This window comes from Arthrobacter ginsengisoli, assembly GCF_031456935.1.
Taxonomy (GTDB): Bacteria; Actinomycetota; Actinomycetes; order Actinomycetales; family Micrococcaceae; genus Arthrobacter; species Arthrobacter ginsengisoli.
This window is the reverse complement of record NZ_JAVDVQ010000017.1, coordinates 16,697-38,334: the sequence shown is the minus strand read 5'-3', so window position 1 is coordinate 38,334 and position 21,638 is coordinate 16,697. Positions and strand designations below refer to the sequence as shown.

The following is a 21,638-nucleotide window of genomic DNA, read 5'->3' as shown; positions in this document are numbered from 1 at the left end:
CCGGTTGGTTCGTGGAGTGCGGTTGCTGGCTGCGCGTGCCGCTTCTTGATCCAGATCCCCATCCGCGCCTAACCTGCGTCCGCCTGGCTCCGGGGAAGTGAGCCAGGAAAACGGCCGGACGGGCGGCTGGAGATCTCGGTCAAGAATCGTGCAGTGCTGCTGGCGTGGGGTTTCAGAGAATCCCCGGTATGGCGTCGTCGGTCTCCGAGAAGGCCGTTTCCTTTTCGGCGAGGTATTCATTCCAGGCCTGGGCGTCCCAGATCTCCGCGCGGGTTCCTGCACCAATGACGGCGAGTTCCCTGCCGAGCCCTGCGTACTCCCGGAGCGCCTGCGGAATCGTCACGCGCCCCTGCTTGTCAGGTACCTCGTCGGAGGCTCCAGAGAGGAAGACACGGATGTAGTCGCGAGCCTGCTTGCTGGAGATTGGTGCCTCCCGCATCTGCTCGTGAACCCGGCCGAACTCCGCCTCACTGAAGACGTAGATGCAGCGTTCCTGGCCCCTCGTCAGGACCAGTCCCCCGGCAAGCTCCTCGCGGAACTTCGCGGGAAGGATGATTCGACCTTTTTCGTCCAGGCGCGGCGAATGGGTGCCGAGAAACACGGCCCACCGCCCGTCTGTTCGTAGGAAAGCCCAACGTCCCCCTGCTGCCACTACCCTCTTACGTCCTCCACATTACTCCACATCCCTCCACAGTCAACGACATGCCGCTGGTTTGCACACCCATTTGTGGGATCGGCAGCCGCAGCTTCCCTGTCATGGCAAGGAATCACACCTGGGGTGCGCAGTGGAGGGACGGCGGCAGGCCATGGCATCCGGCCATCCAGTGCCGGGCCCTCGTGGGGCCGGTCTGGCGCTCAGGCGCTCTGCCGGCTCGGCGATTCGGCAGGAAGTCGCCGCGGGGGCAGTGTTTAACCCTGCTTAACGGCGAAAGACCCGCCGCAGCGGGTCTTTACGCCATCGGCCTCGTGCCGGTGGTTGAAAGTGGAGCCAGTTGAAGGTGGACGCGGTGCGAAGTGGAGACGTGCAGGAAGGGCGGGCCGCCACGGGTGCGCTCCGGGGAGCTGCACTGCCGGCGTTCAGGACTCCCCGCGGTGCCTCTCGTCCCAGCGTTCCTCAAGATTGCTCATGAACGAACTCCGGGGCTTCCCGGACTTCCGGCCCGCACCTGCGGCTTTGGCCTTGCCGGCGGCCGCGCCACGCATGGTGGCGTAGTAGACCCCCGCGCCCATCACCACAAAGCCAAGGACGCCGACGAAAATGTTTTGGATCGTCACGCCGAAGAGCAGGAGAACGATGCCGGCCAGGGCGGCCAGGACTCCGATCACCAGATGGCGGGTCGACCATGAACGTCCTGCGTCCGAGCCCATCGAGCTGGCGAACTTGGGATCGTCCTCATGCAGCTGCTTCTCCAGTTGCTCAAGCAACTTCTGTTCGTGCTCCGAGAGCGGCATCACGACCTCCTTAAGTCGGCCAACGTCCAGACTGACGCGGCCAGTGTCCCTAAACCCATAACGTGCGGGATTCCCGTGTGGTTCCCAATGGCCGTCGTTGGCCGCATTGGATCCCGGTCGGGGTGTTCAGCTGGTCCTGCATTAGTCCGAACGCTCGATCCTGTCGTTCACAATCTACGTATAAATAAGGATAGTTTGTTGCGCCCTGTTCTGAAAGATGCCGAACGTCCCGTTGACTTCCGAAGGGCCCACCGGCCGTCCGATCAGCCCGAAGTGTTCCCTGGGTCCAGGAGCCGTGCCGGCAGCACGGATTTGGTGCCAAATTTCCTGGTCACCTGGTCCAGAACCTGTTCCGCGGCGCGCCAGTTGTCATCCCGTCGGTCGAGGCTCAGCTGCAGCGGCGCTTGGGCGGCCTCCTCCAGCTGTTCGGCCCGGATCCCCACGAGCCGCACGGTCATGGGGCGTTCGCCCAGTGACTCCAGCAGTTGGACGGCGACGGCGTAGAGCAGCTGGGCACTGTCGATCGGGGTGCTGACCGTGCGGCTGCGGGTGATCGTGGAGAAATCCGCATAGCGCAGCTTGAGGGCGACAGTGCGGGCGTGCATGCCGGAGCTGCGGAGCCGCTCCGCCGTCCGGTGCGACAGGCGCAACAGTTCCCGGTGCAGCAGCGCCTCGTCCGCGGTGTCCACCGCGAACGTCTCTTCCGCACCGATGCTCTTCTCCAGCCGGACCGGGGTGACCGGGCGGGGGTCAATGCCCCACGACAGGCGGTAGACGTGCTCCCCGGAAGCACCAAGCACCTTCCGGAGCGACGGCAGGGGGGACGCCGCAACGTCCGCGACGGTCCGGATGCCCATCCTCGAGAGCACCTCGACGGTTTTGGCCCCGACACCCCAGAGGGCGCTGACCGGCAGGCTGTGCAGGTACGGGACCGTCTCCTCCGGTCCGATGAGCAGCAGCCCGTTAGGTTTGCACCGCGTGGAGGCAATCTTCGCCACGAACTTGCTGGCGGCAATCCCCACGGAGGCGGTGATGCCCAGTTCGCTGCGGACCCGGGTGCGGACAAGTTCGCCGATCCCGCGGGGCGGCCCGAGCCGCCGGATCGCTCCCCCGACGTCGAGGAATGCCTCGTCCACGCTGAGTGGCTCCACGAGGTCGGTAATCGAACCGAAGATGTCCATGATCTGGCCCGAAACCTCGTAGTACAGCTTGTGCCGGGGCTCGATAACGACGGCGGAGGGACACATCCGCATGGCAACCACCATCGGCATGGCGGACTTGACGCCAAAACGCCGCGCCTCGTAGGAGGCCGACAGCACGACCGAACGGTCGGCGGGGTAGCCCACGATGACCGGCTTGCCGACGAGCGCGGGACGGCTGCGCAGTTCGACCGAGACAAAGAACGCGTCCATGTCCACGTGCATGATGCTGCTCCGCCGGAGCTCGCGGAGTTGCGCCTCACCGAGCCGTTGGGCGGCGCCCTGCGGAGACTGCTCCCGCTGCTGTTTATCCTGGTCCGGCCCCACGACTTCAATCCTATGCCCCGGGACTGACTAAACTGGAGGCTGAATCCGGCGTCAACCCCAGGAGGAATGTCCCCGTGAAGGTATTTGGACAGCGCAAACGTGCTGCGGCAGCTGCTCTGGCGGCGGGAGCGCTGTTGGCTGGCCTGACCGCGTGCACGCCCGGCAACCCCGGAACGGCTTCCCCCGGCGCCTCGTCCGTCCCGGCCGCGCCGTCGGCGGACCAGCCATCGACGACGGCGCCGGCCAGCCCGTCGGCCGAACCCGGCACCTCGGCCACCGTCGGCGCCATGGTTCCCGGGTTCCCGGAGCAGCTCCTGCCGGTGATGCCCGGAGCGAAGGTCGTCTCAAGCAGCTTTGACAAGACCACAACACCCGCCACCGCGGCGCTCGTGGGCAGCATCCAGGCCCCGTCGGCCGAGGTGCTCGCCTTCTACACGCAGCACCTGCTGGCCCAGGGCTTCACGGCGGTCCCGGGGGAAACGGTGGGAGCCGTGCCGTCCAAGGACTTCCTCCGCGGCGACAACGAAACGGTCAACATCTCCGTGCTGGAAACCGCTGGGGTTTCGACGTTCACCATCGGCGCCAACGTCGCCGCCGAGTCCGTCAAGTGACTGTCGCGGAGCAGTTGCGCCTGGAGCAGGCTGCGTACGTGGCGGCCGTCGCCGGGAAGCTCACCGATTTCCTGACCACCCGCCAGTCGGTGATGTCCGCGATTTCCCCCGACATCGATCCGCTGATGGGATCCATCTCGAACCTGGTCACGGGCGGAAAGCGGCTGCGGGCACTCATGTGCTACTGGGGCTGGCGGGGCGCCGGCGGCGAGGCCGGGGCCGACGAGGTCGTGACGGCCGGCTCGGCGCTGGAGCTCTTCCAGGCAGCGGCCCTGATCCACGACGACATCATCGACCGCTCGGACACCCGCAGGGGCGGCCCCAGCGTGCACCGGCGCTTCAGCGAGCTGCACGGGACGCAGGGCTGGGCACTGGACAGCGAAAGATTCGGGCACGCGGCCGCCATTCTCACCGGCGACCTGTGCCTGTCCTTCAGCGAGGAAGCCTTTACCGAAATCGGGCAGAGTGCAGCCGCCGGCAGCCGGTCACGGCTGATCTTCAACCTGATGCGTGCCGAGGTCATGGCAGGTCAGTACCTCGACATCCTCGAGGAAGTCGCGGGGCCCCGGCGGGACCGCGCCGGCGCAGTCAGCCGTGCCCAGTCCATCATCCGCTTCAAGTCTGCCAAGTACTCCACTGAACATCCGCTGGCGTTGGGCGGCGCACTGGCCGGTGCCCGCGACGAGCTGCTGCGGGGCTACTCGGCGTTCGCCCTCCCGCTGGGCGAGGCGTTCCAGCTCCGCGACGACGTCCTGGGAGTCTTCGGCGATCCGGTCACCACCGGCAAACCCGCGGGAGACGATCTCCGTGAGGGAAAGCGGACCGTGCTGATCGCCTTTGCCCTCGACCTGGCCGGCCCCGCCGAGTCGGCCTTCATCGACGCAAAGCTGGGCAGCCCGGGGCTGGGCGACGCCGACGTGGACGAGATCCGGCGCATCATCGCCGATTGCGGCGCACTCAAGGCCACGGAAGTCCTGATCGAGGATTTCGGGCGGGCAGCATTCTCCGCCCTGGATCTCCTGCCGCTGGACGAGCTGCCGAAGACGGCGCTCCGAAGGCTGGCTGAGGCAACGGTCAGCCGGGCGGCCTGAGCCGCCGACCAGGCTGCCCCCGAGTAATCAGGCTGCCCCGGCGTCCTGCTGTCTAATCAGCGCGGGCCCCGCATCTGGCTTTTCCAGGTACGGGGCCCGCGTGGGTCAGGAACTGTGGCGGTTAGGCTCCGGGAGCCCGGCGGCTCCTACCAGGCCAGGGACTGTGCCCGGCGCCGGATTTCCGTTTTCCGCCCCTCACGCAGGGCATCGATGGGACGGCCGCGCAGGGATTCATCCGGTGTAAACAACCACGTAATGAGTTCCTCGTCGGAGTAGCCGGCGTCCGCGAGAACAACAATCGTTCCTTTAAGGCTCTCGACGGGATGACCGTCCTGGATGAATTCTGCAGGAACGCAGCGGATCCGGCGTTCACTGACCCTCAGTGCCGCTAATGCGCGTTCGTCAAGGAGCGCATGAACCTTTGTGATCGAAACGTTCATAAGCTGTGCAACATCGGGCAGGGGCAGCCATTCGCCCACGAGGCTTTCTACATTACTCACGGATCAAGATTGCCATGCCGGGAGCCCTGGCGCCTAGTCAGCGCCCACCCGATAAAAGGAGACAGTCCGGACACCCCCTCCGGCCGCCGTGCCCATTCCCGGAACGACACTCCAAGAACTCCTCTTGCTGAATGTCCAACGGTTCTTGTGCTAATTCCCAATTCGTGAGAGATTCACATGGATCACATTTGTAACAGCAATAACACGAGTCACACTGTTAACATCAGTAATGCCGGCCAGACCCGCAGCGTTCGCCGCTGAGAAGAGGACTTTCCCATGACGACGTCACGTTCGCCAAAGCCCACTGCGAGGCACAGCCTGCCGATGATTGCGGCGACGACGGCGGCCCTTCCCGCCGTCGTTCTTTCTTCTTTGGCGATTGCCCAGCCGGCGGCGGCGGAATCCCGGCCGCGGGCCATCCCCGCGACACTGGCGGCCGCCCTGCAGGCCCAGACCGCACGGTCGCTGGCGTCGGCGTTGATCCCGGCCGGTTCCGTCCCGGCGGCCGTTCCGTCCGCCTTCCGCCCCGCCCAGGTGTCTGCACCGGCCGAGTACACGATCGCCCGCGGCGACACGGTCAGCGGAATTGCCGGCAAGTTTGGCCTGGACACCCATGCCGTCCTGGCCTTGAACGGGCTGCAGGCGAACACGATCATCTACCCCGGGCAGACGATCAAGCTCGGCGGCCCGGACGCGGCGCCGGAACCGGAGACGCCGTCCGCTGCCGCCGCCGGCGGCATGTACACCGTCAAGTCGGGCGATACCCTCGGTGCCATTGCTGACCGCCATGGCGTGAAGCTCTCTGAGGTCTTCGGCTGGAACGGGCTGACCATGGGTTCCATCATCTACCCCGGCCAGCAGATCAAGATCGGCGGCGGCACTGCAGCGCCAGCTCCCGCGGCCCCGGCTCCGGCCGCTCCCGCCTCCCCGTCGGGCTCCTACACCATCAAGTCCGGCGATACGCTCTCCGGCATCGCGGCCAGGAACGGGGTGAAGCTCGCCGATGTCCTCTCCGCCAACCGCCTGACGATGAGCAGCATCATCTACCCCGGCCAGAAGCTCGCCCTGCCGGGCGCGTCCATCGCTCCGGCTTCCACCCCGCCCGCTGCGACGGTGACGCCGCTGGTCCCGAGCACTTTCCTCGGCTTCACCTACCCGGCCGCGGTGGTCAGCTCGGCCAATGAGAACAAGGCGCTGCTGAACGCCTCGCCGGTACCCAGCCGGGAACAGATGAAGACGATCGTCGCGGACACGGCCCGCCGCATGGGCGTCGATGCGTCCCTGGCGCTGGCCTTCGCCCTCCAGGAATCAGGCTTCGACCAGCGTTCCGTCTCCCCGGCCAACGCCATCGGCACCATGCAGGTCATCCCGTCGTCCGGCGAGTGGGCTTCGGACCTCGTTGGCCGCCCGTTGAACCTGCTGGACCCGTACGACAACGCCACGGCCGGCGTCGCGATCATCCGGCAGCTCATCCGCACGAGCCCGGACCTGGACACGGCCATCGCGGGCTACTACCAGGGCCAGTACTCGGTCAGCCAGTACGGCATGTACGACGACACCAAACAGTATGTGGAGTCCATCAAGGCACACCGGCAAAACTTCGGCTGAGCAGCCGCGGACAGCCGCTGCCGCGGCGTCCCCCGCTCTGGAAAAGCCCCGGAGCATAACGATACGGGCCCGGATCGCATATTGATTCGGGCCCGTTTCGGTGCAGCGATTAGGATCGTATAGTGCAGGATTACTCGTCGGACCCACTCGTTGGCACCCTGGTGGATGGCCGGTACCTGATTCAGTCCAGGCTCGCCAGCGGGGGAATGTCCACTGTCTATGTGGCCACCGACCGGCGGCTGGAGCGGGATGTGGCGCTGAAGGTGCTGCACCCGCACATGGCCGGCGACCCGCAGTTCCTTGACCGGCTGGGCCGTGAGGCCAAGGCCGCCGCCCGGCTGTCGCATCCGCACGTCGTCGGGGTGCTGGACCAGGGCGAGGATGACCGGGTGGCCTACCTGGTGATGGAGTACATCAAGGGCCACACCCTGCGCGACGTCCTGAAGGACAGGGGCGCGCTCCCGCCGCGCCTGGCCCTGGCCCTGATCGACCCCGTCGTCGAGGGGCTGGGAGCAGCGCACGACGCCGGTCTCATCCACCGCGACATCAAACCCGAAAATGTGCTGATTGCCGAAGACGGGCGGATCAAGCTCGGCGACTTCGGGCTGGCGCGCGCCATTTCGACGTCGACCAGCACCGGCGCGCTGATCGGCACCGTCGCCTACCTCTCCCCCGAACTCGTGCTGGGCCGGCAGGCCGACGCCCGGAGTGACATCTATTCGGTGGGGATCATGCTCTACGAAATGATCACCGGCCGGCAGCCGTTTGACGGTGAGGTTCCCATCCAGGTCGCCTACCAGCACGTCAACTCCGCCGTCGGGGCCCCGTCGGAGCGCGTTCCCGGACTCGCCGCGGAAATCGATGAACTCGTGCAGTGGTGCACCGCGAATGACCCCGACAAACGCCCGGTCGACGGAAACGCCCTGCTCTCCGAACTCCGGCACATCCGGACCAACCTGAGCGACGCCGAACTCGACCTGCAGCCGCCGGCGGCACGTCCGGCGCTGCCGCCGGTACCGCCCGGCCCGCCGGCCCGGCGGCCCGGGAGTGTTCCGGATCCGCGCACCGACCACGGCGCCACCGAAGTCTTCGGCGGCCGGCAGCAGCCCACGGAATTCATCGCCCGCGGCAGCAACCCGACCACGGTGATGTCCGCCGCCCCGCGCCACCCCGGCTACGGTCCGCTGACCGCTCCGGACGAGCCCGCGTACCCCGAGGACTACTTCGATGACGGACCGGAGTCCAGCGTGCCCGCAAACAAGCGGGCGCAGCGCAGGCATGACCGGGACGAGGAAAGGGCGCGCCAGCGGGCAGCTGCCACACCGGTCCGGAGCCTGCGCGAAGGGAACCCCCGGCGGCGCGGCCTGCTCTGGATCCTCGTGCTGGTCATCGCGGCGCTGCTGGCCGGCAGCGCCGGCTGGTTCTTCGGGATGGGACCGGGCTCCCCCGGCACCATACCGGCCCTCACAAACAGGACGGTGGCGGAGGCCGAGCAGCTGCTCCGCGCGGCCGGATTCCAGTCCACCACCAGGCGGGACGTCTTCGACGACGACGTCGGGCCCGGACTGGTGGTCGGATCCGAACCGGCAGCCGGAGAGGTGATCCGGAAGTTCCAGCCGGTGTCCCTGGCGGTCTCCAAGGGGCCCGAGCTGTTCCCCCTGCCGGAGCTGACCGGGAAGACTCTGGACGAGGCGAAGACCGCCCTCAACGCCGCCGGCATGGCCCTGGGGGAAATCGCCGAAACCTATCATGAGACAGCGCCCGCCGGCGTCGTCCTGGCCCAGGCTCCACCGACCGGCGCTCCGGCCCGCCATGGCACGCCGGTGGACCTCACGGTGTCGAGGGGCCCGCAGCCCATTCCGGTGCCGGACGTCCGCGGCAAGAAACAAGGGGAAGCAGTCGAGGCCATCGAGGCCGCCGGACTGAAGGCTGTGATCGCACCTGACACCGTCAATGACCGGTCCGTGCCCAAAGGCGCCGTGGTGGAGCAGGACCCGGCGTCCGGCAACCTGACCCGGGGCGGCGCCGTGACGCTCACCATTTCCAAGGGGCCCAGGCTCGTCGACGTTCCGAGCTTCGTTGGCAAGCAGGTCGACGAGGCCCGCAACGCCCTCGAGGACCTCGGGTTCGAGGTCAAAGTGGAAAACATCTTCGGCGGGTTCTTCGGAACTGTCCGGGAACAGGATCCGGAGGACACCAAGGCCCCGGAAGGCTCCGTTGTCATCCTCAGGGTGGTCTGACCAAGGTCGGCCCCGGTCCAAGTCGACCCAGGCATTAAAAGGCTCCACCCGGCTGAAACCAGCCGGGCGGAGCCTTTCGAAGCCTGGAGCCGCTCTTTAGTGCTTGGACAGCGCGCCGGCCACCAGGAACGCCATCTCGAGGGACTGCATGTGGTTCAGGCGCGGATCGCAGACCGATTCGTAGCGGTCCAGGAAAGACTCCTGGTCCACCGGATCCGCCCCGCCGAGGCACTCGGCCACGTCGTCGCCGGTCATCTCGACGTGCAGGCCGCCCGGGACCGTGCCGAGCCCGTGGTGGACCTCGAAGAAGCCACGCACCTCGTCAATGACGTCGTCGAAGTTCCGGGTCTTGTAGCCGTTCGGCGAGGTCACCGTATTGCCGTGCATCGGGTCGGTGACCCAGAGGACCTGGGCGCCGGACGCGGTCACCCGCTCCACGATCGGGGGCAGCTTCTCGCGGATGTTGCCGGCGCCCATCCGGGTGATGAAGGTCAGGCGGCCGGGTTCGCGGTCCGGGTCCAGCCTGTCGATCAGGCGCAGCGCGTCGTCGCCGCTGGTGCCTGGCCCGAGCTTCACACCAATCGGGTTGCGGACCCGGGAGAGGAAGTCGACGTGCGCGTGGTCCAGTTCGCGCGTGCGCTCACCGATCCAGAGGAAGTGCGCGGAGGTGTCGTACGGGAAGCCCGTACGGGAGTCGATGCGGGTGAGGGCACGCTCGTAGTCGAGCAGCAGCGCTTCGTGGCTGGCGTAGAACTCAACACGCTTGAGCGCCTCGAAGTCGGCCCCGCAGGAAGCCATGAACTTGATGGCGCGGTCGATGTCCCGTGCCAGCGATTCGTAGCGTGCATGGGCCGGGTTCTCGGTGAAGCCCTTGTTCCACTGGTGCACGAGCCGCAGGTCCGCGAAGCCACCCTGCGTGAAGGCGCGGATCAGGTTCAGCGTGGACGCTGACGTGTGGTATGCCTTGAGCATCCGGCTGGCGTCGTGCGCGCGGGATTCCGGCGTGAAGTCGTAGCCGTTGACGATGTCGCCGCGGTAGGCCGGCAGCGTGACGCCTTCGCGGGTCTCATCATTGGAGGAGCGCGGCTTGGCGAACTGCCCGGCCATCCGGCCCATCTTGATGACCGGCATGGCGGCGCCGTAGGTGAGGACGACTGCCATCTGCAGGATGGTGCGGACGCGGGCGCTGATCTTGTCCGCCGTGGCCGCTTCGAACGTCTCGGCGCAGTCGCCGCCCTGGAGCAGGAACGCCTTGCCCTGCGCCGCGGCTGCGAGACGTTCGCGAAGGATGTCCACCTCGCCGGCGAAGACGAGCGGCGGGAGTACGGACAGTTCCTTGATGGAGGCTTCGAAGACGGCCTTATCCGACCAGCTCGGCTGTTGCGAGGCCGGAAGGTCCCGCCATTGGTCCAGGCCGGGATAGTTGGCGGCACCGCTTTGGGCGGTGCTGGTCAGTGCGGAACCCGCCACGGGCGAGCCACTCAGGGAACTGTTCAGGGGGAAGGCCGTAGCCGCAGATAGCTCAGTCACACTCTAAGGATAGTTGCCCCGGCGGAGATCGTCGGACCCGGACCGTCATTGACTGCGCCGGTTCCGTCACACGGTCCGCTCACACACTCCCGGGTGCCGCCGGACCGGCGCCGGCGGGGCCATCCTCCGGCACCCCGGTGGCTTTCCCGGCCAGCCGGAGCTTAACGACGGCGGCGTACTCGTCGACGTATTCCTGGCCGGAGAGGCGCATCAGTTCGTACATTATCTCGTCGGTCACTGACCGCTGGATCAACCGGTCGTCCTCCATGCCGTAGTAGCGGCTGAAGTCCAGCGGCTCACCGAAGATCATCCCGATGCGCCGGATGTTGGGCATCCGCTTGCCAATCGGCTGGACCTTGTCCGTGCCGATCATCGCGACCGGGATCACGGGCACCCGGGCCTGCAGGGCCAGCCGCGCCACGCCCACCTTGCCGCGGTACAGCCGGGAGTCCGGGCTGCGGGTGCCCTCGGGGTAAATGCCCAGGAGCGAACCGTTCTTCAGCACGTCCATGCCGGCATCGAGCGAGCGGGCGGACGCGGCCCCGCCGGAGCGGTCCATCGGAAGCTGGTTGGTGAGCCGGAAGAAGGTGGCTGTCAGCCTGCCCTTGATCCCCTTGCCGGTGAAGTACTCGGATTTGGCGAGGAACACGACCGGCCGGGGCACCATCAGCGGCATAAAGATGGAGTCGGAGAAAGAGAGGTGGTTGGAGGCCAGAATGGCGGCGCCCTGGGCGGGAACGTTGTCCAGGCCCTTGACCCAGGGCCTGAACAGTGTCTTCAGGACCGGTCCGAGAACGAACGTCTTCATGAACCAATAAAACACGTGGTGAACCTCTCCCGAAGGCGTCCGGCCGGCCCCGCAGCGGACCCGGCCAGCACTTCAATGACACCCTACTCTAGTGAGTTTCGTCCGGAACAGTGACACGATGGGCTCATGACCGGAAGCAGCATACCCGCGGAGCCCGCAGCGTTCCGTTATCCCGGCCACGGCGCCAACGCCGGCATCGGCGTGGCGATCTGCCACGGCTTCACCGGCAGCCCCCTGAGCGTCGTCCCCTGGGCCGAGCATCTGGCCCGGCAGGGCTTCGCGGTGTCCGTCCCGATGCTGCCGGGACACGGCACCGACTGGCGCGACCTGGCGCGCCACGCCTGGCAGGACTGGTACGGGGCGTTCGAGACCGCTTACTTGGAGCTCGCCGCCGGAACCCGGCACTGCTACGTGGCAGGACTCTCCATGGGCGGGACCATCGCCTTGCGCGCCGCGGCGCGCCACGACGTCACCGGCGTCGCCGTCGTCAACCCGGGACTGAGTTTCTACGACCGCCGGGTGCGCTACATCGGACTGCTGAAGCACATCCGGCGCACGACTATTCCGGTCCCGGAACAGAACCCGACGGCGGCCGCCACCGAGGACGGCGACTACTCCCGCACCCCGCTGGAAGCCGTCCACCAGCTGAGCCGGCTCTTCAAGGCGACGCTGCGCGAGCTGCCCAGGGTCGCCGCCCCGGCGCTCGTGTTCAAGTCCGAGACCGACATTGTGGTTCCGCCCTCCTCGCTCGAACTGCTGCGGGAGCGACTGGGTTCGCGGGAACTTGCGGTGGTCAGTTTGCCCAACAGCGGGCATGTGGCCACTCTCGACGTCGACGCCCGGCTGATCTTCGATAAGTCCGTTCAGTTCTTCCTGCAGCACTCAGCCGCCGCGGTCCTGCCCGCGGCGCCACCAGACCAACCCGCCACCACCGCCCCGGAGACCCCATGACCATTCCCCTGGACCACACCCCGTTCAGCAGCCCGTTCACCGGAACCGGTTCCCGCACCGGCGTTGTAATCTCGCACGGTTTCACTGGCAGCCCGCACGGCGTCAGGGACTGGGCCGGGTCGCTGGCCGATGCCGGCTTCGCGGTGCGGGCGCCGCTGCTGCCCGGGCACGGTACCAGCTGGCAGGAATTGGCCAGGATCCACTGGCGGGACTGGCACGCGGCGTTGGACGCCGCCTACCTTGAACTTGCCGGGGACTGTGAGCAGGTCGTTGTGGCCGGGCTGTCGATGGGCGGGGCGCTGGCGCTGCGGATTGCCGCCACGCGTCCGGTGGCCGGGGCCGTGCTGGTGAACCCGGGCCTGGTCATTGACGATCCCCGGGCACCGCTGGCGGGCATCCTGAAATTCGTGGTCAAGAGCACCCCGGCAATCGCCAACGACATTCTCAAAGAGGGCATCGACGAGGGGGCCTACCCCCGGACACCGGTCGCCGCGGCCCACGAGCTCAACAAGATGTTCAAGGACACCGTACGGCTGCTCCCCCGGATCACGGCCCCGGTGCGGGTATACCGTTCCGCGGTGGACCATGTGGTCTCCGACTCGAGCATGGTGGCCCTGCGCCGCGGCCTGACCCACGCCCCGCTGGAGGTGATCCGGCTGGAAAACAGCTACCACGTGGCTACGATGGACAACGACGCGCCTACAATCTTCCGCGGCTCGGCCGATTTCATCCGGTCGCTGGTCGCGGGAAGCACCCCGGACCCGCACGCGAGCCAAAAGGACACGGCAGATGACTAGACCGGACTCCAACTCCCCGGACCCGGATTCCAGCGCCAACCAGGACGACGCCGTCTGGCTGGATCTGGTCGCCCGGCTGGAAGGACGGGACCAGCCCGCCAGCCCCGGGACCGCCGAGGTCCTAGAAGCCACGGGTGACACGGATTCCACGGTCGGGACGGAGTCACAGCCCGGGACGGACGAACCTGCCGCGGACGCCTCGGACGCCTCGGACGTCGCCCGGGCCGCAGCGCCCCGGCCCTTCAGCGACTTCGACCCGCTGGGGCTTTCCGGCGGGGCGCCGGTTGAACTCTCCGCCGAGGAACGGCAGGCCCGGAGCGAGGCTGCCGGGGCCGCCCCGGACGGCCCGGAGTCCGCGCCGGGGCCGCGGGACCATGCGGCGGCGGATGACGACCCGTTGGCGCCGGGCGAGTTCGTGCCGGAGGAACCACCCAGCCTCGCCGGGACCGACCCCCTGACGGTGCTGGCCTGGCTCGGCGCAGTGGGCGGGCCCGTCGCCCTGCTGATGTCCGCGATGTTCTGGCGCTCGGCGCCGTTGCTGGCCATCCTCGGAATGGTGGCGGCCTTCGCCGCGTCGCTGGTATTCCTGATCATGAAGCTGCCGGGCGAAAAGGACGAGCACGACGACGGCGCACGCATCTAACTGTGCATGCGGCTGCTGACCCGGGACAGGTCCGCAGCACCGATCAGGCCGGCATTCGGACCGAGCGCCGCGAGTTCGATGTCGGCCGCGGGCCGGAAGCCGCGGCCGGTCAGGTTCCGCGCGAAGGCCCTCCGGGCCGGGCCGGCCAGCAGTTCGCCGGCGTCGCAGAGTCCACCGCCGATCACGAATTTGCCCGGGTCCAGCGCGGCGGCAAGGTTCGCGAGGCCCAGTCCGAGCCACTCCCCAACGTCCTCGAGCAACTCCCGCGAGGTCGGGTCCCCGGCCTTGGCCAGCTCGGTGACAATCACCCCCGTGATGCGCTCCACATGGCCGTCGACCGCGTTGAGCAGTTCCTGGGCCACCGGGGAGTTGGCGTTGGCAAGTTCCCGGGCTTCCCGGCCCAGGGCGTTGCCGGAAGCGTACTGCTCCCAACAGCCCCGGTTTCCGCACTCGCAGCGGTGGCCGCCGGGCATGATGATCTGGTGGCCGAACTCCCCCGCCACGCCGAAGCGCCCGCGTTCGAGGCGGCCGTCCATCACCATGGCACCGCCGATTCCGGTTCCGAGGGTGATGCAGACCAGTCGGCTCTGGCCCTGCCCGGCGCCGAAACGCCACTCGGCCCAGCCGGCCGCGTCGGCGTCGTTAGTCAAGAGCACAGGCCGCCGGAGCAGCCGCTGCAGGTTGTCCCGGAGGGGTTCGTTGCGCCAGGCCAAATGCGGGCTGAACAGCACCGTGCCGCCGTCGAGGTCCATCCAGCCGGCCGCACCAATCCCCACCGACCAGATCCGGTGGCCCTCCGCCAATTCCTTGACCAGGTCCACGATCACCTGTTCGACCGCACGGGGGTCATTGCCCGGAGTGGAGCGCCTGGCCTGGGCGAGGATCCGTCCCTCCGCGTCGACCACCCCGGCCGCCACCTTGGTGCCGCCGATGTCCACGCCGATGGCCAATCCTTTGCGGCCCAGCCGCAGGTGCTCCCGCAGGCCATGCCTGGCCGGTCCGCCGGCCGCGCCGGCCTGCGCCCTGCGCCGCCAGGCGGCCGTCCCGCGGGACAGGCCCAGATGCTGTCCTGGTGGAGGTGTCTGCATGATGCCCTATCCTATTCTCCCGAACGCCAGGGAACGGGCCGCATCGCCCCGCATTACCGGGTCACCCGGCTGCTGCGGCGTTAGCAAAGCGTAAGGTTACTCACGGGTAGGTGTCGTGGAACACACATGCCGCGGTCTGCATACTAGTGTTAGTCGTACCCGTCGCGGGTCCATGGATATCAAAGGAGCTAACGTGCGAGAAATCAGTGTCCCGCCCCTGGTCAACGTCCCCCCGGAAATGAACATCACGGACCTGGTCCTGCGTCAGGCGGCGAAGGCGTCCAATCCGGCGTTGTTCTCGCGCCGTGACGCGGCCGGAGCGTGGCAGGACATTCGGGCCGCCGACTTCCTGGCCGATGTCTCACTGCTCGCCAAAGGCCTGATCGCCAGCGGCGTCGCCGCCGGCGACCGGGTGGGCATCATGTCCCGCACCCGGTATGAATGGGCCCTCGTTGACTTCGCCATCTGGTTCGCCGGCGCTGTCTCGGTGCCGATCTATGAGACTTCCTCGCCCTCGCAGGTTGCCTGGAACCTGGGCGATTCCGGCGCGGTCGCCGCTTTCGGCGAGTCCGCCCATCACGAGAACATCATCCGGCAGGCCGCTACCTCCGAAGGCCTCACCGACCTGGCCCACGTCTGGCAGCTCGAAGGAAAGGGCCTCGACGAGGTCCGCGCCGCCGGGGCGACGGTCAGCAACGAGGAGCTTGAGGCACGGCGCAGCCTGGCGTCCCTCGACGACGTCGCCACGATCATCTATACCTCCGGCACCACCGGCCGGCCCAAGGGCTGCGAGCTGACCCACGGAAACTTCGTTAGCCTCTCCGAAAACACGCTGGCCACCTCGCTGAACAAGGTCGTCCACGAGCAGTCCCGCACCATCATGTTCCTGCCGCTCGCCCACGTGTTTGCGCGCTTCATCTCGGTGCTTGCGGTCGCAGCCGGCGTCACGGTGGCACACACGCCCGACATCAAGAACCTCCTGCCGGACCTGCAGAGCTACAAGCCGACCTTCATCCTGGCCGTGCCGAGGGTCTTCGAGAAGGTCTACAACTCGGCGCTCACCAAAGCCGAGGACGGCGGCAAGGGCGCCATCTTCCACCGCGCTGCCGACACCGCCATCGAATTTTCCCGCGCCCGCCAGGCCGGCAGGATCGGCCTCGGCCTCAAACTGAAGCACGCCGTCTTCGACAAGCTGGTCTACAGCAAGCTCCGCGCCGCCATGGGCGGCGAGGTGGCCCACGCCGTGTCCGGCGGCGGCCCGCTGGGCGAACGGCTGGGACACTTCTTCCAGGGCATCGGCATGCAGATCCTGGAGGGTTACGGGCTGACCGAGACGACGGCCCCGGTCACCGTGAACACCCCGGAGCTGATCAGGATCGGCACCGTCGGCGCCCCGATTCCCGGCAATGCGGTAAGGATCGCCGACGACGGCGAGATCCTCGCCAAGGGCGTGTGTGTCATGCGCGGCTACTACAAGCGCGAGGACCTCTCCGGCGAGTCCTTTGTCGATGGCTGGTTCCGCACCGGCGACATCGGCCAACTCGACGACCAGGGCTTCCTGACCATCACCGGGCGCAAGAAGGAAATCATCGTCACGGCCAGCGGCAAGAACGTCGTGCCCGCCCTGCTGGAGGACCAGATCCGCGCGGACGCGCTGGTCTCACAGGTCCTGGTGGTGGGTGACAACCGGCCCTTTATCGGCGCGCTGGTCACCCTCGACGAGGAGGCCCTGCCCGGCTGGCTGCACCGCCACGGACTGCCCGCGTCAACCACCATCGCAGAAGCCACCGACAACGCGGTGGTCAAGGCCGCCGTGCAGGAACTCATCAACGGCGCCAACCAGTCGGTGTCCCAGGCGGAGGCAATCAAGGCCTTCCGGATCGTGCCCGCCGACTTCACGGAGGCCTCGGGGCACCTGACACCGTCGATGAAGGTCAAGCGCGCCCAGGTGATGAAGGACTTCGAGAACGTCATCGAGGAGATGTACGGCGCTCCGCGTCCCACCCAGGTCTAGGCGGCGCCGCCAACCGCAACGCGGGGTCAGATAGCGCCAGGCTTCGGATGGGCGTTACCTGACCCCGCGTTGCTTTTAAGAAGGAGGAGGGTCCTTCCAGCCTCTCGGCCGGAAGGACCCTCGTTGCTTGTCTCGCGGCGGCGTGGTGCGTGGCGGCTATTCGACGACCAGCAGCAGGTCCCCGCCCTGGACCTGCTCGATCGCGCCGACGGCCAGGCGCGAGACGGTGCCGCGCACCGGCGTCGTGATGGATGCCTCCATCTTCATCGCTTCGATCGTGGCGACGGTGTCGCCGGCCTTGACCGAATCGCCGGCCTTGACGGTCAGCGTGACCGCGCCGGCGAACGGTGCCGCCACCTGGCCGGGCTGGGCTGCGTCGGCGCGCTCGGCGGCCTTGACATTGCTGACCACGGAACGGTCACGGACCATCACCGGGCGGGACTGCCCGTTGAGCGTGCACATCACGGTCCGCATGCCCTTCTCGTCCGGTTCGGAGACCGCCTCGAGCGAGGCGATCAGCCGGACGCCCTTCTCCAGTTCGATCTCGTGCTCGGCGCCGCGCTGCAGCCCGAACAGGTAGTCGCGGGTGTCCAGCACCGAGAGGTTGCCGTAGGTCTCCACGCTCTTCTGGTAGTCCTTCGTCGGGCCCGCGAAGAGGAGCCGGTTGAGGGTCTGCTGCACGGTCCTGGAATCGGACTTGAGTGCGGCGCTGTCCTCTGCGCTGAGCTCGACGTCGCGGACCTTCACGGTGCGGCCCTGCAGGGCCTTGGTGCGGAACGGTTCCGGCCAGCCGCCGGGAGGGTCGCCCAGTTCACCGGACAGGAAGCCGATCACCGAATCCGGGATGTCGTATTTCTGCGGGTTCTCGTTGAAGTCCGCGGGATCGGCGTTGAGGCCCACAAGGTGCAGGGCCAGGTCGCCGACGACCTTGGAGGACGGGGTGACTTTCACGAGCCGGCCGAGGATGCGGTCGGCCGCGGTGTACATGTCCTCGATGGCCTCGAACCGCTCCCCGAGGCCCAGCGCCATCGCCTGCTGGCGCAGGTTGGAGAGCTGTCCTCCCGGGATCTCGTGCTGGTAGACCCGTCCGGTGGGACCCGGGAGGCCCGATTCGAACGGTGCGTAGACGCGGCGCACGGCTTCCCAGTAGGGTTCGAGGGCGCACACGTTGGCCAGGCTGAGCCCGGTGTCCCGCGGTGTGTGGGCCAGCGCGGCGACCAGGGCGGAGGCGGACGGCTGGCTGGTGGTCCCGGCCAGCGAGGCCGAGGCCACGTCAACGGCGTCGACTCCGGCGTCGACGGCCGCCAGCAGGGTGGCCAGCTGTCCGCCTGCGGTGTCGTGCGTGTGCAGGTGGACCGGGAGGTCGAAGCGTTCGCGCAGTGCCGTGACCAGGCGGGCGGCGGCGGCGGGTCGCAGCAGACCCGCCATGTCCTTGATCGCCAGGATGTGCGCTCCGGCGTCAACGATCTTCTGCGCCAGCTCCAGGTAGTAGTCCAGGGTGTACAGCGTCTCGTCCGGGTCCAGCATGTCGGCCGTGTAGCAGAGCGCGACCTCCGCGACGGCGGTGCCGGTCTTGCGGACGGCGCGGATCGCCGGCGCCATCTGGTTGACGTCGTTGAGCGCGTCGAAGATGCGGAAGATGTCAATGCCGGTGGCTGCGGCCTCGTTGACGAACGCGACCGTCACTTCTTCCGGGTACGGCGTGTAGCCAACCGTGTTGCGCCCGCGAAGCAGCATCTGCAGGCAGACGTTCGGCAGGGCCTTGCGCAGCGCGGAGAGCCGGTTCCAGGGATCTTCGCCGAGGAAGCGCAGCGCCACGTCGTAGGTGGCTCCGCCCCAGGCCTCCACGGAGAGCAGCTCCGGGAGGAGCTTGGAGACTGCCGGGCCGGCTGCCACGAGGTCGCGGGTGCGGACCCTGGTGGCGAGCAGGGACTGGTGGGCGTCGCGGAAGGTGGTGTCGGTGACGGCGACGGCGTCCTGCGCGCGGAGGGCCTTCGCGAAGCCTTCCGGGCCCAGTTCCTGCAGCCGCTGGCGGGAGCCTGGACGGGCGGCGGCGTCGTCCAGCTCGGGGAGCTTGGCAGCGGGATCGCTGTGGACCGTGAGTTCGCCGTTCGGCTTGTTCACGGTGACTTCGGCGAGCCAGGTCAGCAGCTTGGTGCCGCGGTCGGCGGAGACCCGGGCCTTGAGCAGTTCGGGGCGTTCGTCGATGAAGGAGGTCGCCACATTGCCGGCGATGAAGTCGGCGTCGTCCAGGACCGCCTGCAGGAAGGAGATGTTGGTGGAGACGCCGCGGATGCGGAACTCGGCGAGGGCACGGCGTGCCCGGGCCACCGCGGCAGGATAGTCGCGGCCGCGGCAGGTCAGCTTGACCAGCATCGAGTCGAAGTGCGGGCTGATCTCCGCGCCGGAATAGACGGTGCCGCCGTCGAGCCGGACGCCGGCGCCGCCGGCCGAACGGTAGCCGGTGATCTTCCCGACGTCGGGCCGGAACCCGTTGGCCGGGTCCTCCGTGGTGATGCGGCACTGCAGGGCGGCACCCTTGAGCTGGACCGTCTCCTGCGAGAGGCCCAGGTCCGCGAGGGTCTCGCCGGCGGCGATGCGCAGCTGCGCCTGCACCAGGTCGACGTCGGTGACTTCCTCGGTGACGGTGTGCTCAACCTGGATGCGCGGGTTCATTTCGATGAACACGTGCTGGCCGGCCCGCTCCCCGACGGTGTCGACGAGGAATTCCACGGTGCCGGCGTTGACGTAGTTCAGCGCCTTGGCGAACTTCACGGCGTCGCGGTACAGCGCCTGCCGGATGCCTTCGTCCAGGTTTGGTGCCGGGGCGATCTCAATGACCTTCTGGTGGCGGCGCTGGATGGAGCAGTCACGCTCGAAGAGGTGCATCACGTTGCCCTCCGCGTCGGCCAGGATCTGCACCTCGATGTGGCGGGGCCGCAGCACGGCCTGCTCCAGGAACATGGTCGGGTCGCCGAAGGCTGCGTCGGCTTCGCGCATTGCGGCCTGCAGCGCTTCGGGCAGGGCTTCGCGGGTGTCCACCCGGCGCATGCCGCGCCCGCCGCCGCCGGCGACGGCCTTGGCGAAGATCGGGAAGCCGATCACGTCGGCGGCTGCGATAAGCTCGTCGACGTCTTTCGAGGGCTGGCTGGATTTCAGCACCGGAACGCCGGCCTTGCGGGCCGCCTCAAGGGCTGCGACCTTGTTGCCCGCCAGTTCCAGGACTTCGGCCGGCGGACCCACGAAGGTGATGCCGGCCGCCGCGGCGGCCCGGGCCAGGCGCGGGTTCTCGGAGAGGAAGCCGTACCCGGGATAGATGGCGTCCGCCCCGGACTCCCTGGCCACACGCACCACCTCGTCGACGTCGAGGTAGGCCCGGACGGGGTGGCCCTCGTCGCCGATCAAGTACGCCTCGTCGGCCTTCTGGCGGTGGATCGAGTTGCGGTCCTCGTTGGGGAAGACGGCTACGGTTTTGGCGCCGAGTTCATAGCCGGCGCGGAAGGCACGGATCGCGATTTCGCCGCGATTGGCCACCAGAATCTTCGAAAACATGCTTCTCCTGCATCATCGCGGGTGTATCGGTAATTGGTCACAGTGTCTAAGACGTGGCCGGGCAAACACAAATCATTGTGGTGACCGTCACAGCGACGCGCGTCACGTGCGCCGGATTAGGCACAGGCCGGTTCCGGTCCCGGTCCCGGCAGAAGCATATCCATGATCTGCCCGCCCCGGCACCCGATGAGACAGGTTTCGTCGGGGCGGCAACATATGATGAGGTGGTGGGTGGCGCATGCACGCCCCGGTTCCGGAGAACGCAGGGGCCGGCAGGACCCCGTCCCGGCAACCGGCGTTAGGTATTGGTTTTTCAAGTGCAAGTAGTCAGCATCAGCAGCCTTAAAGGCGGTGTCGGCAAGACATCGGTGACCACCGGATTGGCATCCGCGGCATTGGCCGCCGGCATCCCCACGCTCGTCGTCGACCTTGATCCCCACGCGGATGCGAGTACGGCCCTCGGGGCCCGGTCCGGGGACCAACAGGACATCGGCCGGATGCTCAAGGCTCCCCGGCGTGCCCGCCTGTCCGAAAACGTGGTCACCAGTGGCTGGGTGGAACGCGCATCCGCCCATGGCGGCGCTCCCGCCGGCCCGGCTTCATCCGTCCTGGATGTGGCGGTCGGCTCGGCGTACACCGGCATCTATGACCGCCCGGATCTGGGCCGCCGGGACCTGCGCCGGCTCTCCGCCCTGCTGGCCGGTGCGGAGAAGTACGAGCTGGTCCTCGTGGATTGCCCGCCTTCGCTGAACGGGCTTACCAGGATGGCCTGGTCGGCCAGCGACAAGGTTGTCCTCGTCGCCGAACCCGGCCTGTTCTCGGTCGCGGGCACGGAACGCACCCTGCGGGCCATCCAGCTGTTCCGGCAGGAATTCGCCCCGAACCTCTCCCCCGCGGGCATCGTCGCCAACCGGGTGCGCAGCGGCTCCGCCGAGCACACCTTCCGGCTCGCCGAGATGGAGTCCATGTTCGGCGGGCTGCTGCTGTCCCCGCACATCCCGGAGCAGGCCAACTGGCAGCAGATCCAGGGCGCCGCCCACTCCATCCATCACTGGCCCGGGGATTCGGCAAAGAACGCCGCCGCCCTGTTCGACGCCCTGCTGGCAAACCTGACGGCCGCGGACGGCCGGCCAGCTGCTGCCCGGGTCCGGGACCGCGTCCGCCGGTAGGCAGATCTCCGCTCATGGAATAAGGCCGCCATCATGTACAGATGGCGGCCTTTGCCGT

Annotated in this window: 17 protein-coding genes; 9 read left to right on the top strand and 8 right to left on the bottom strand. The window is 67.9% G+C overall.

All coding sequences use genetic code 11. The features are described from left to right. Nucleotides 1-172: 172 nt before the first annotated feature. From mraZ to dinB, 3 genes are all read right to left on the bottom strand, one after another. Nucleotides 173-601: a division/cell wall cluster transcriptional repressor MraZ gene (gene mraZ, locus J2X01_RS16560; protein ID WP_310059820.1), complete on the bottom strand. Its 429-nt coding sequence runs from the start codon at nucleotides 599-601 to the stop codon at nucleotides 173-175. A 476-nt stretch (nucleotides 602-1,077) separates the two neighbouring features. Beyond that, nucleotides 1,078-1,452 carry an SCO2097 family morphological protein gene (locus J2X01_RS16555; RefSeq protein WP_310059817.1) on the bottom strand — a complete coding sequence of 125 codons (375 nt, stop codon included), beginning with the start codon at nucleotides 1,450-1,452 and terminating at the stop codon, nucleotides 1,078-1,080. A 263-nt stretch (nucleotides 1,453-1,715) separates the two neighbouring features. Further along, entirely contained in the window at nucleotides 1,716-2,978 is a 1,263-nt protein-coding gene (dinB, locus tag J2X01_RS16550) for a DNA polymerase IV (RefSeq protein WP_374724990.1), read from the bottom strand. Nucleotides 2,979-3,052: 74 nt separating this feature from the next. Here dinB and J2X01_RS16545 point away from each other — a divergent pair, with 74 nt between their 5' ends. Both J2X01_RS16545 and J2X01_RS16540 read left to right on the top strand, forming a co-directional pair. Beyond that, a complete protein-coding gene (locus J2X01_RS16545; protein ID WP_310059814.1) occupies nucleotides 3,053-3,589 on the top strand; it encodes a hypothetical protein in 537 nt (178 codons plus the stop codon). Further along, nucleotides 3,586-4,680 carry a polyprenyl synthetase family protein gene (locus J2X01_RS16540; RefSeq protein ID WP_310059812.1) on the top strand — a complete coding sequence of 365 codons (1,095 nt, stop codon included), beginning with the start codon at nucleotides 3,586-3,588 and terminating at the stop codon, nucleotides 4,678-4,680. The genes J2X01_RS16545 and J2X01_RS16540 overlap by 4 nt, the downstream gene beginning before the upstream one ends. 146 nt (nucleotides 4,681-4,826) lie before the next feature. Here the strand turns inward: J2X01_RS16540 and J2X01_RS16535 are convergent, their stop codons facing one another. After that, entirely contained in the window at nucleotides 4,827-5,180 is a 354-nt protein-coding gene (locus J2X01_RS16535) for an Rv2175c family DNA-binding protein (protein ID WP_310059808.1), read from the bottom strand. Nucleotides 5,181-5,456: 276 nt separating this feature from the next. On the opposite strand from J2X01_RS16535, the gene J2X01_RS16530 reads away from it, so the two are divergent. Together J2X01_RS16530 and J2X01_RS16525 are read left to right on the top strand one after the other, a co-directional pair. Then, nucleotides 5,457-6,788 carry a LysM peptidoglycan-binding domain-containing protein gene (locus J2X01_RS16530; RefSeq protein ID WP_310059805.1) on the top strand — a complete coding sequence of 444 codons (1,332 nt, stop codon included), beginning with the start codon at nucleotides 5,457-5,459 and terminating at the stop codon, nucleotides 6,786-6,788. A 119-nt stretch (nucleotides 6,789-6,907) separates the two neighbouring features. Then, a complete protein-coding gene (locus J2X01_RS16525) occupies nucleotides 6,908-9,028 on the top strand; it encodes a Stk1 family PASTA domain-containing Ser/Thr kinase (protein WP_310059939.1) in 2,121 nt (706 codons plus the stop codon). A gap of 96 nt (nucleotides 9,029-9,124) precedes the next feature. On the opposite strand, the gene J2X01_RS16520 is transcribed toward J2X01_RS16525, so the two are convergent. Both J2X01_RS16520 and J2X01_RS16515 read right to left on the bottom strand, forming a co-directional pair. Then, nucleotides 9,125-10,558, bottom strand: coding sequence for a class II 3-deoxy-7-phosphoheptulonate synthase (locus J2X01_RS16520; RefSeq protein ID WP_374724989.1), 1,434 nt, complete (start codon nucleotides 10,556-10,558; stop codon nucleotides 9,125-9,127). A gap of 79 nt (nucleotides 10,559-10,637) precedes the next feature. After that, nucleotides 10,638-11,381: a lysophospholipid acyltransferase family protein gene (locus J2X01_RS16515; protein WP_310059802.1), complete on the bottom strand. Its 744-nt coding sequence runs from the start codon at nucleotides 11,379-11,381 to the stop codon at nucleotides 10,638-10,640. A gap of 111 nt (nucleotides 11,382-11,492) precedes the next feature. On the opposite strand from J2X01_RS16515, the gene J2X01_RS16510 reads away from it, so the two are divergent. The 3 genes from J2X01_RS16510 to J2X01_RS16500 are packed head-to-tail and all read left to right on the top strand — an operon-like array spanning nucleotide 11,493 to nucleotide 13,757. Continuing rightward, nucleotides 11,493-12,317, top strand: coding sequence for an alpha/beta hydrolase (locus tag J2X01_RS16510; RefSeq protein WP_310059799.1), 825 nt, complete (start codon nucleotides 11,493-11,495; stop codon nucleotides 12,315-12,317). After that, entirely contained in the window at nucleotides 12,314-13,114 is an 801-nt protein-coding gene (locus J2X01_RS16505) for an alpha/beta hydrolase (RefSeq protein ID WP_310059796.1), read from the top strand. The genes J2X01_RS16510 and J2X01_RS16505 overlap by 4 nt, the downstream gene beginning before the upstream one ends. Next, entirely contained in the window at nucleotides 13,107-13,757 is a 651-nt protein-coding gene (locus J2X01_RS16500) for a flagellar biosynthesis protein FlhF (protein ID WP_310059793.1), read from the top strand. Before J2X01_RS16505 ends, J2X01_RS16500 begins: the two co-directional genes overlap by 8 nt. Here the strand turns inward: J2X01_RS16500 and J2X01_RS16495 are convergent. After that, a complete protein-coding gene (locus tag J2X01_RS16495) occupies nucleotides 13,754-14,845 on the bottom strand; it encodes an ROK family glucokinase (RefSeq protein ID WP_310059791.1) in 1,092 nt (363 codons plus the stop codon). The genes J2X01_RS16500 and J2X01_RS16495 overlap by 4 nt on opposite strands. Before the next feature lie 193 nt (nucleotides 14,846-15,038). On the opposite strand from J2X01_RS16495, the gene J2X01_RS16490 reads away from it, so the two are divergent. Further along, nucleotides 15,039-16,859, top strand: a complete 1,821-nt coding sequence (locus tag J2X01_RS16490; protein WP_310059788.1) for an AMP-dependent synthetase/ligase — start codon at nucleotides 15,039-15,041, stop codon at nucleotides 16,857-16,859. Nucleotides 16,860-17,015: 156 nt separating this feature from the next. Here the strand turns inward: J2X01_RS16490 and J2X01_RS16485 are convergent, their stop codons facing one another. Then, nucleotides 17,016-20,411 (bottom strand): pyruvate carboxylase, encoded by a 3,396-nt coding sequence (locus tag J2X01_RS16485; protein WP_310059785.1) that lies wholly within the window; start codon nucleotides 20,409-20,411, stop codon nucleotides 17,016-17,018. 317 nt (nucleotides 20,412-20,728) lie between these two features. Here J2X01_RS16485 and J2X01_RS16480 point away from each other — a divergent pair, with 317 nt between their 5' ends. Then, the gene (locus tag J2X01_RS16480; protein ID WP_310059782.1) at nucleotides 20,729-21,580 is read left to right on the top strand and encodes a ParA family protein; all 852 of its coding nucleotides are present in this window, start codon (nucleotides 20,729-20,731) and stop codon (nucleotides 21,578-21,580) included. Nucleotides 21,581-21,638: the final 58 nt, after the last annotated feature.

Bases quoted from the DNA above. Each gene is read 5' to 3' on its own strand.
- J2X01_RS16500 (WP_310059793.1), top strand. From the start codon at position 13,107: ATGACTAGACCGGACTCCAACTCCCCGGACCCGGATTCCAGCGCCAAC.
- J2X01_RS16485 (WP_310059785.1), bottom strand. From the start codon at position 20,411: ATGTTTTCGAAGATTCTGGTGGCCAATCGCGGCGAAATCGCGATCCGT.
- J2X01_RS16530 (WP_310059805.1), top strand. From the start codon at position 5,457: ATGACGACGTCACGTTCGCCAAAGCCCACTGCGAGGCACAGCCTGCCG.
- J2X01_RS16555 (WP_310059817.1), bottom strand. From the start codon at position 1,452: ATGCCGCTCTCGGAGCACGAACAGAAGTTGCTTGAGCAACTGGAGAAG.
- J2X01_RS16505 (WP_310059796.1), top strand. From the start codon at position 12,314: ATGACCATTCCCCTGGACCACACCCCGTTCAGCAGCCCGTTCACCGGA.
- J2X01_RS16495 (WP_310059791.1), bottom strand. From the start codon at position 14,845: ATGCAGACACCTCCACCAGGACAGCATCTGGGCCTGTCCCGCGGGACG.
- J2X01_RS16510 (WP_310059799.1), top strand. From the start codon at position 11,493: ATGACCGGAAGCAGCATACCCGCGGAGCCCGCAGCGTTCCGTTATCCC.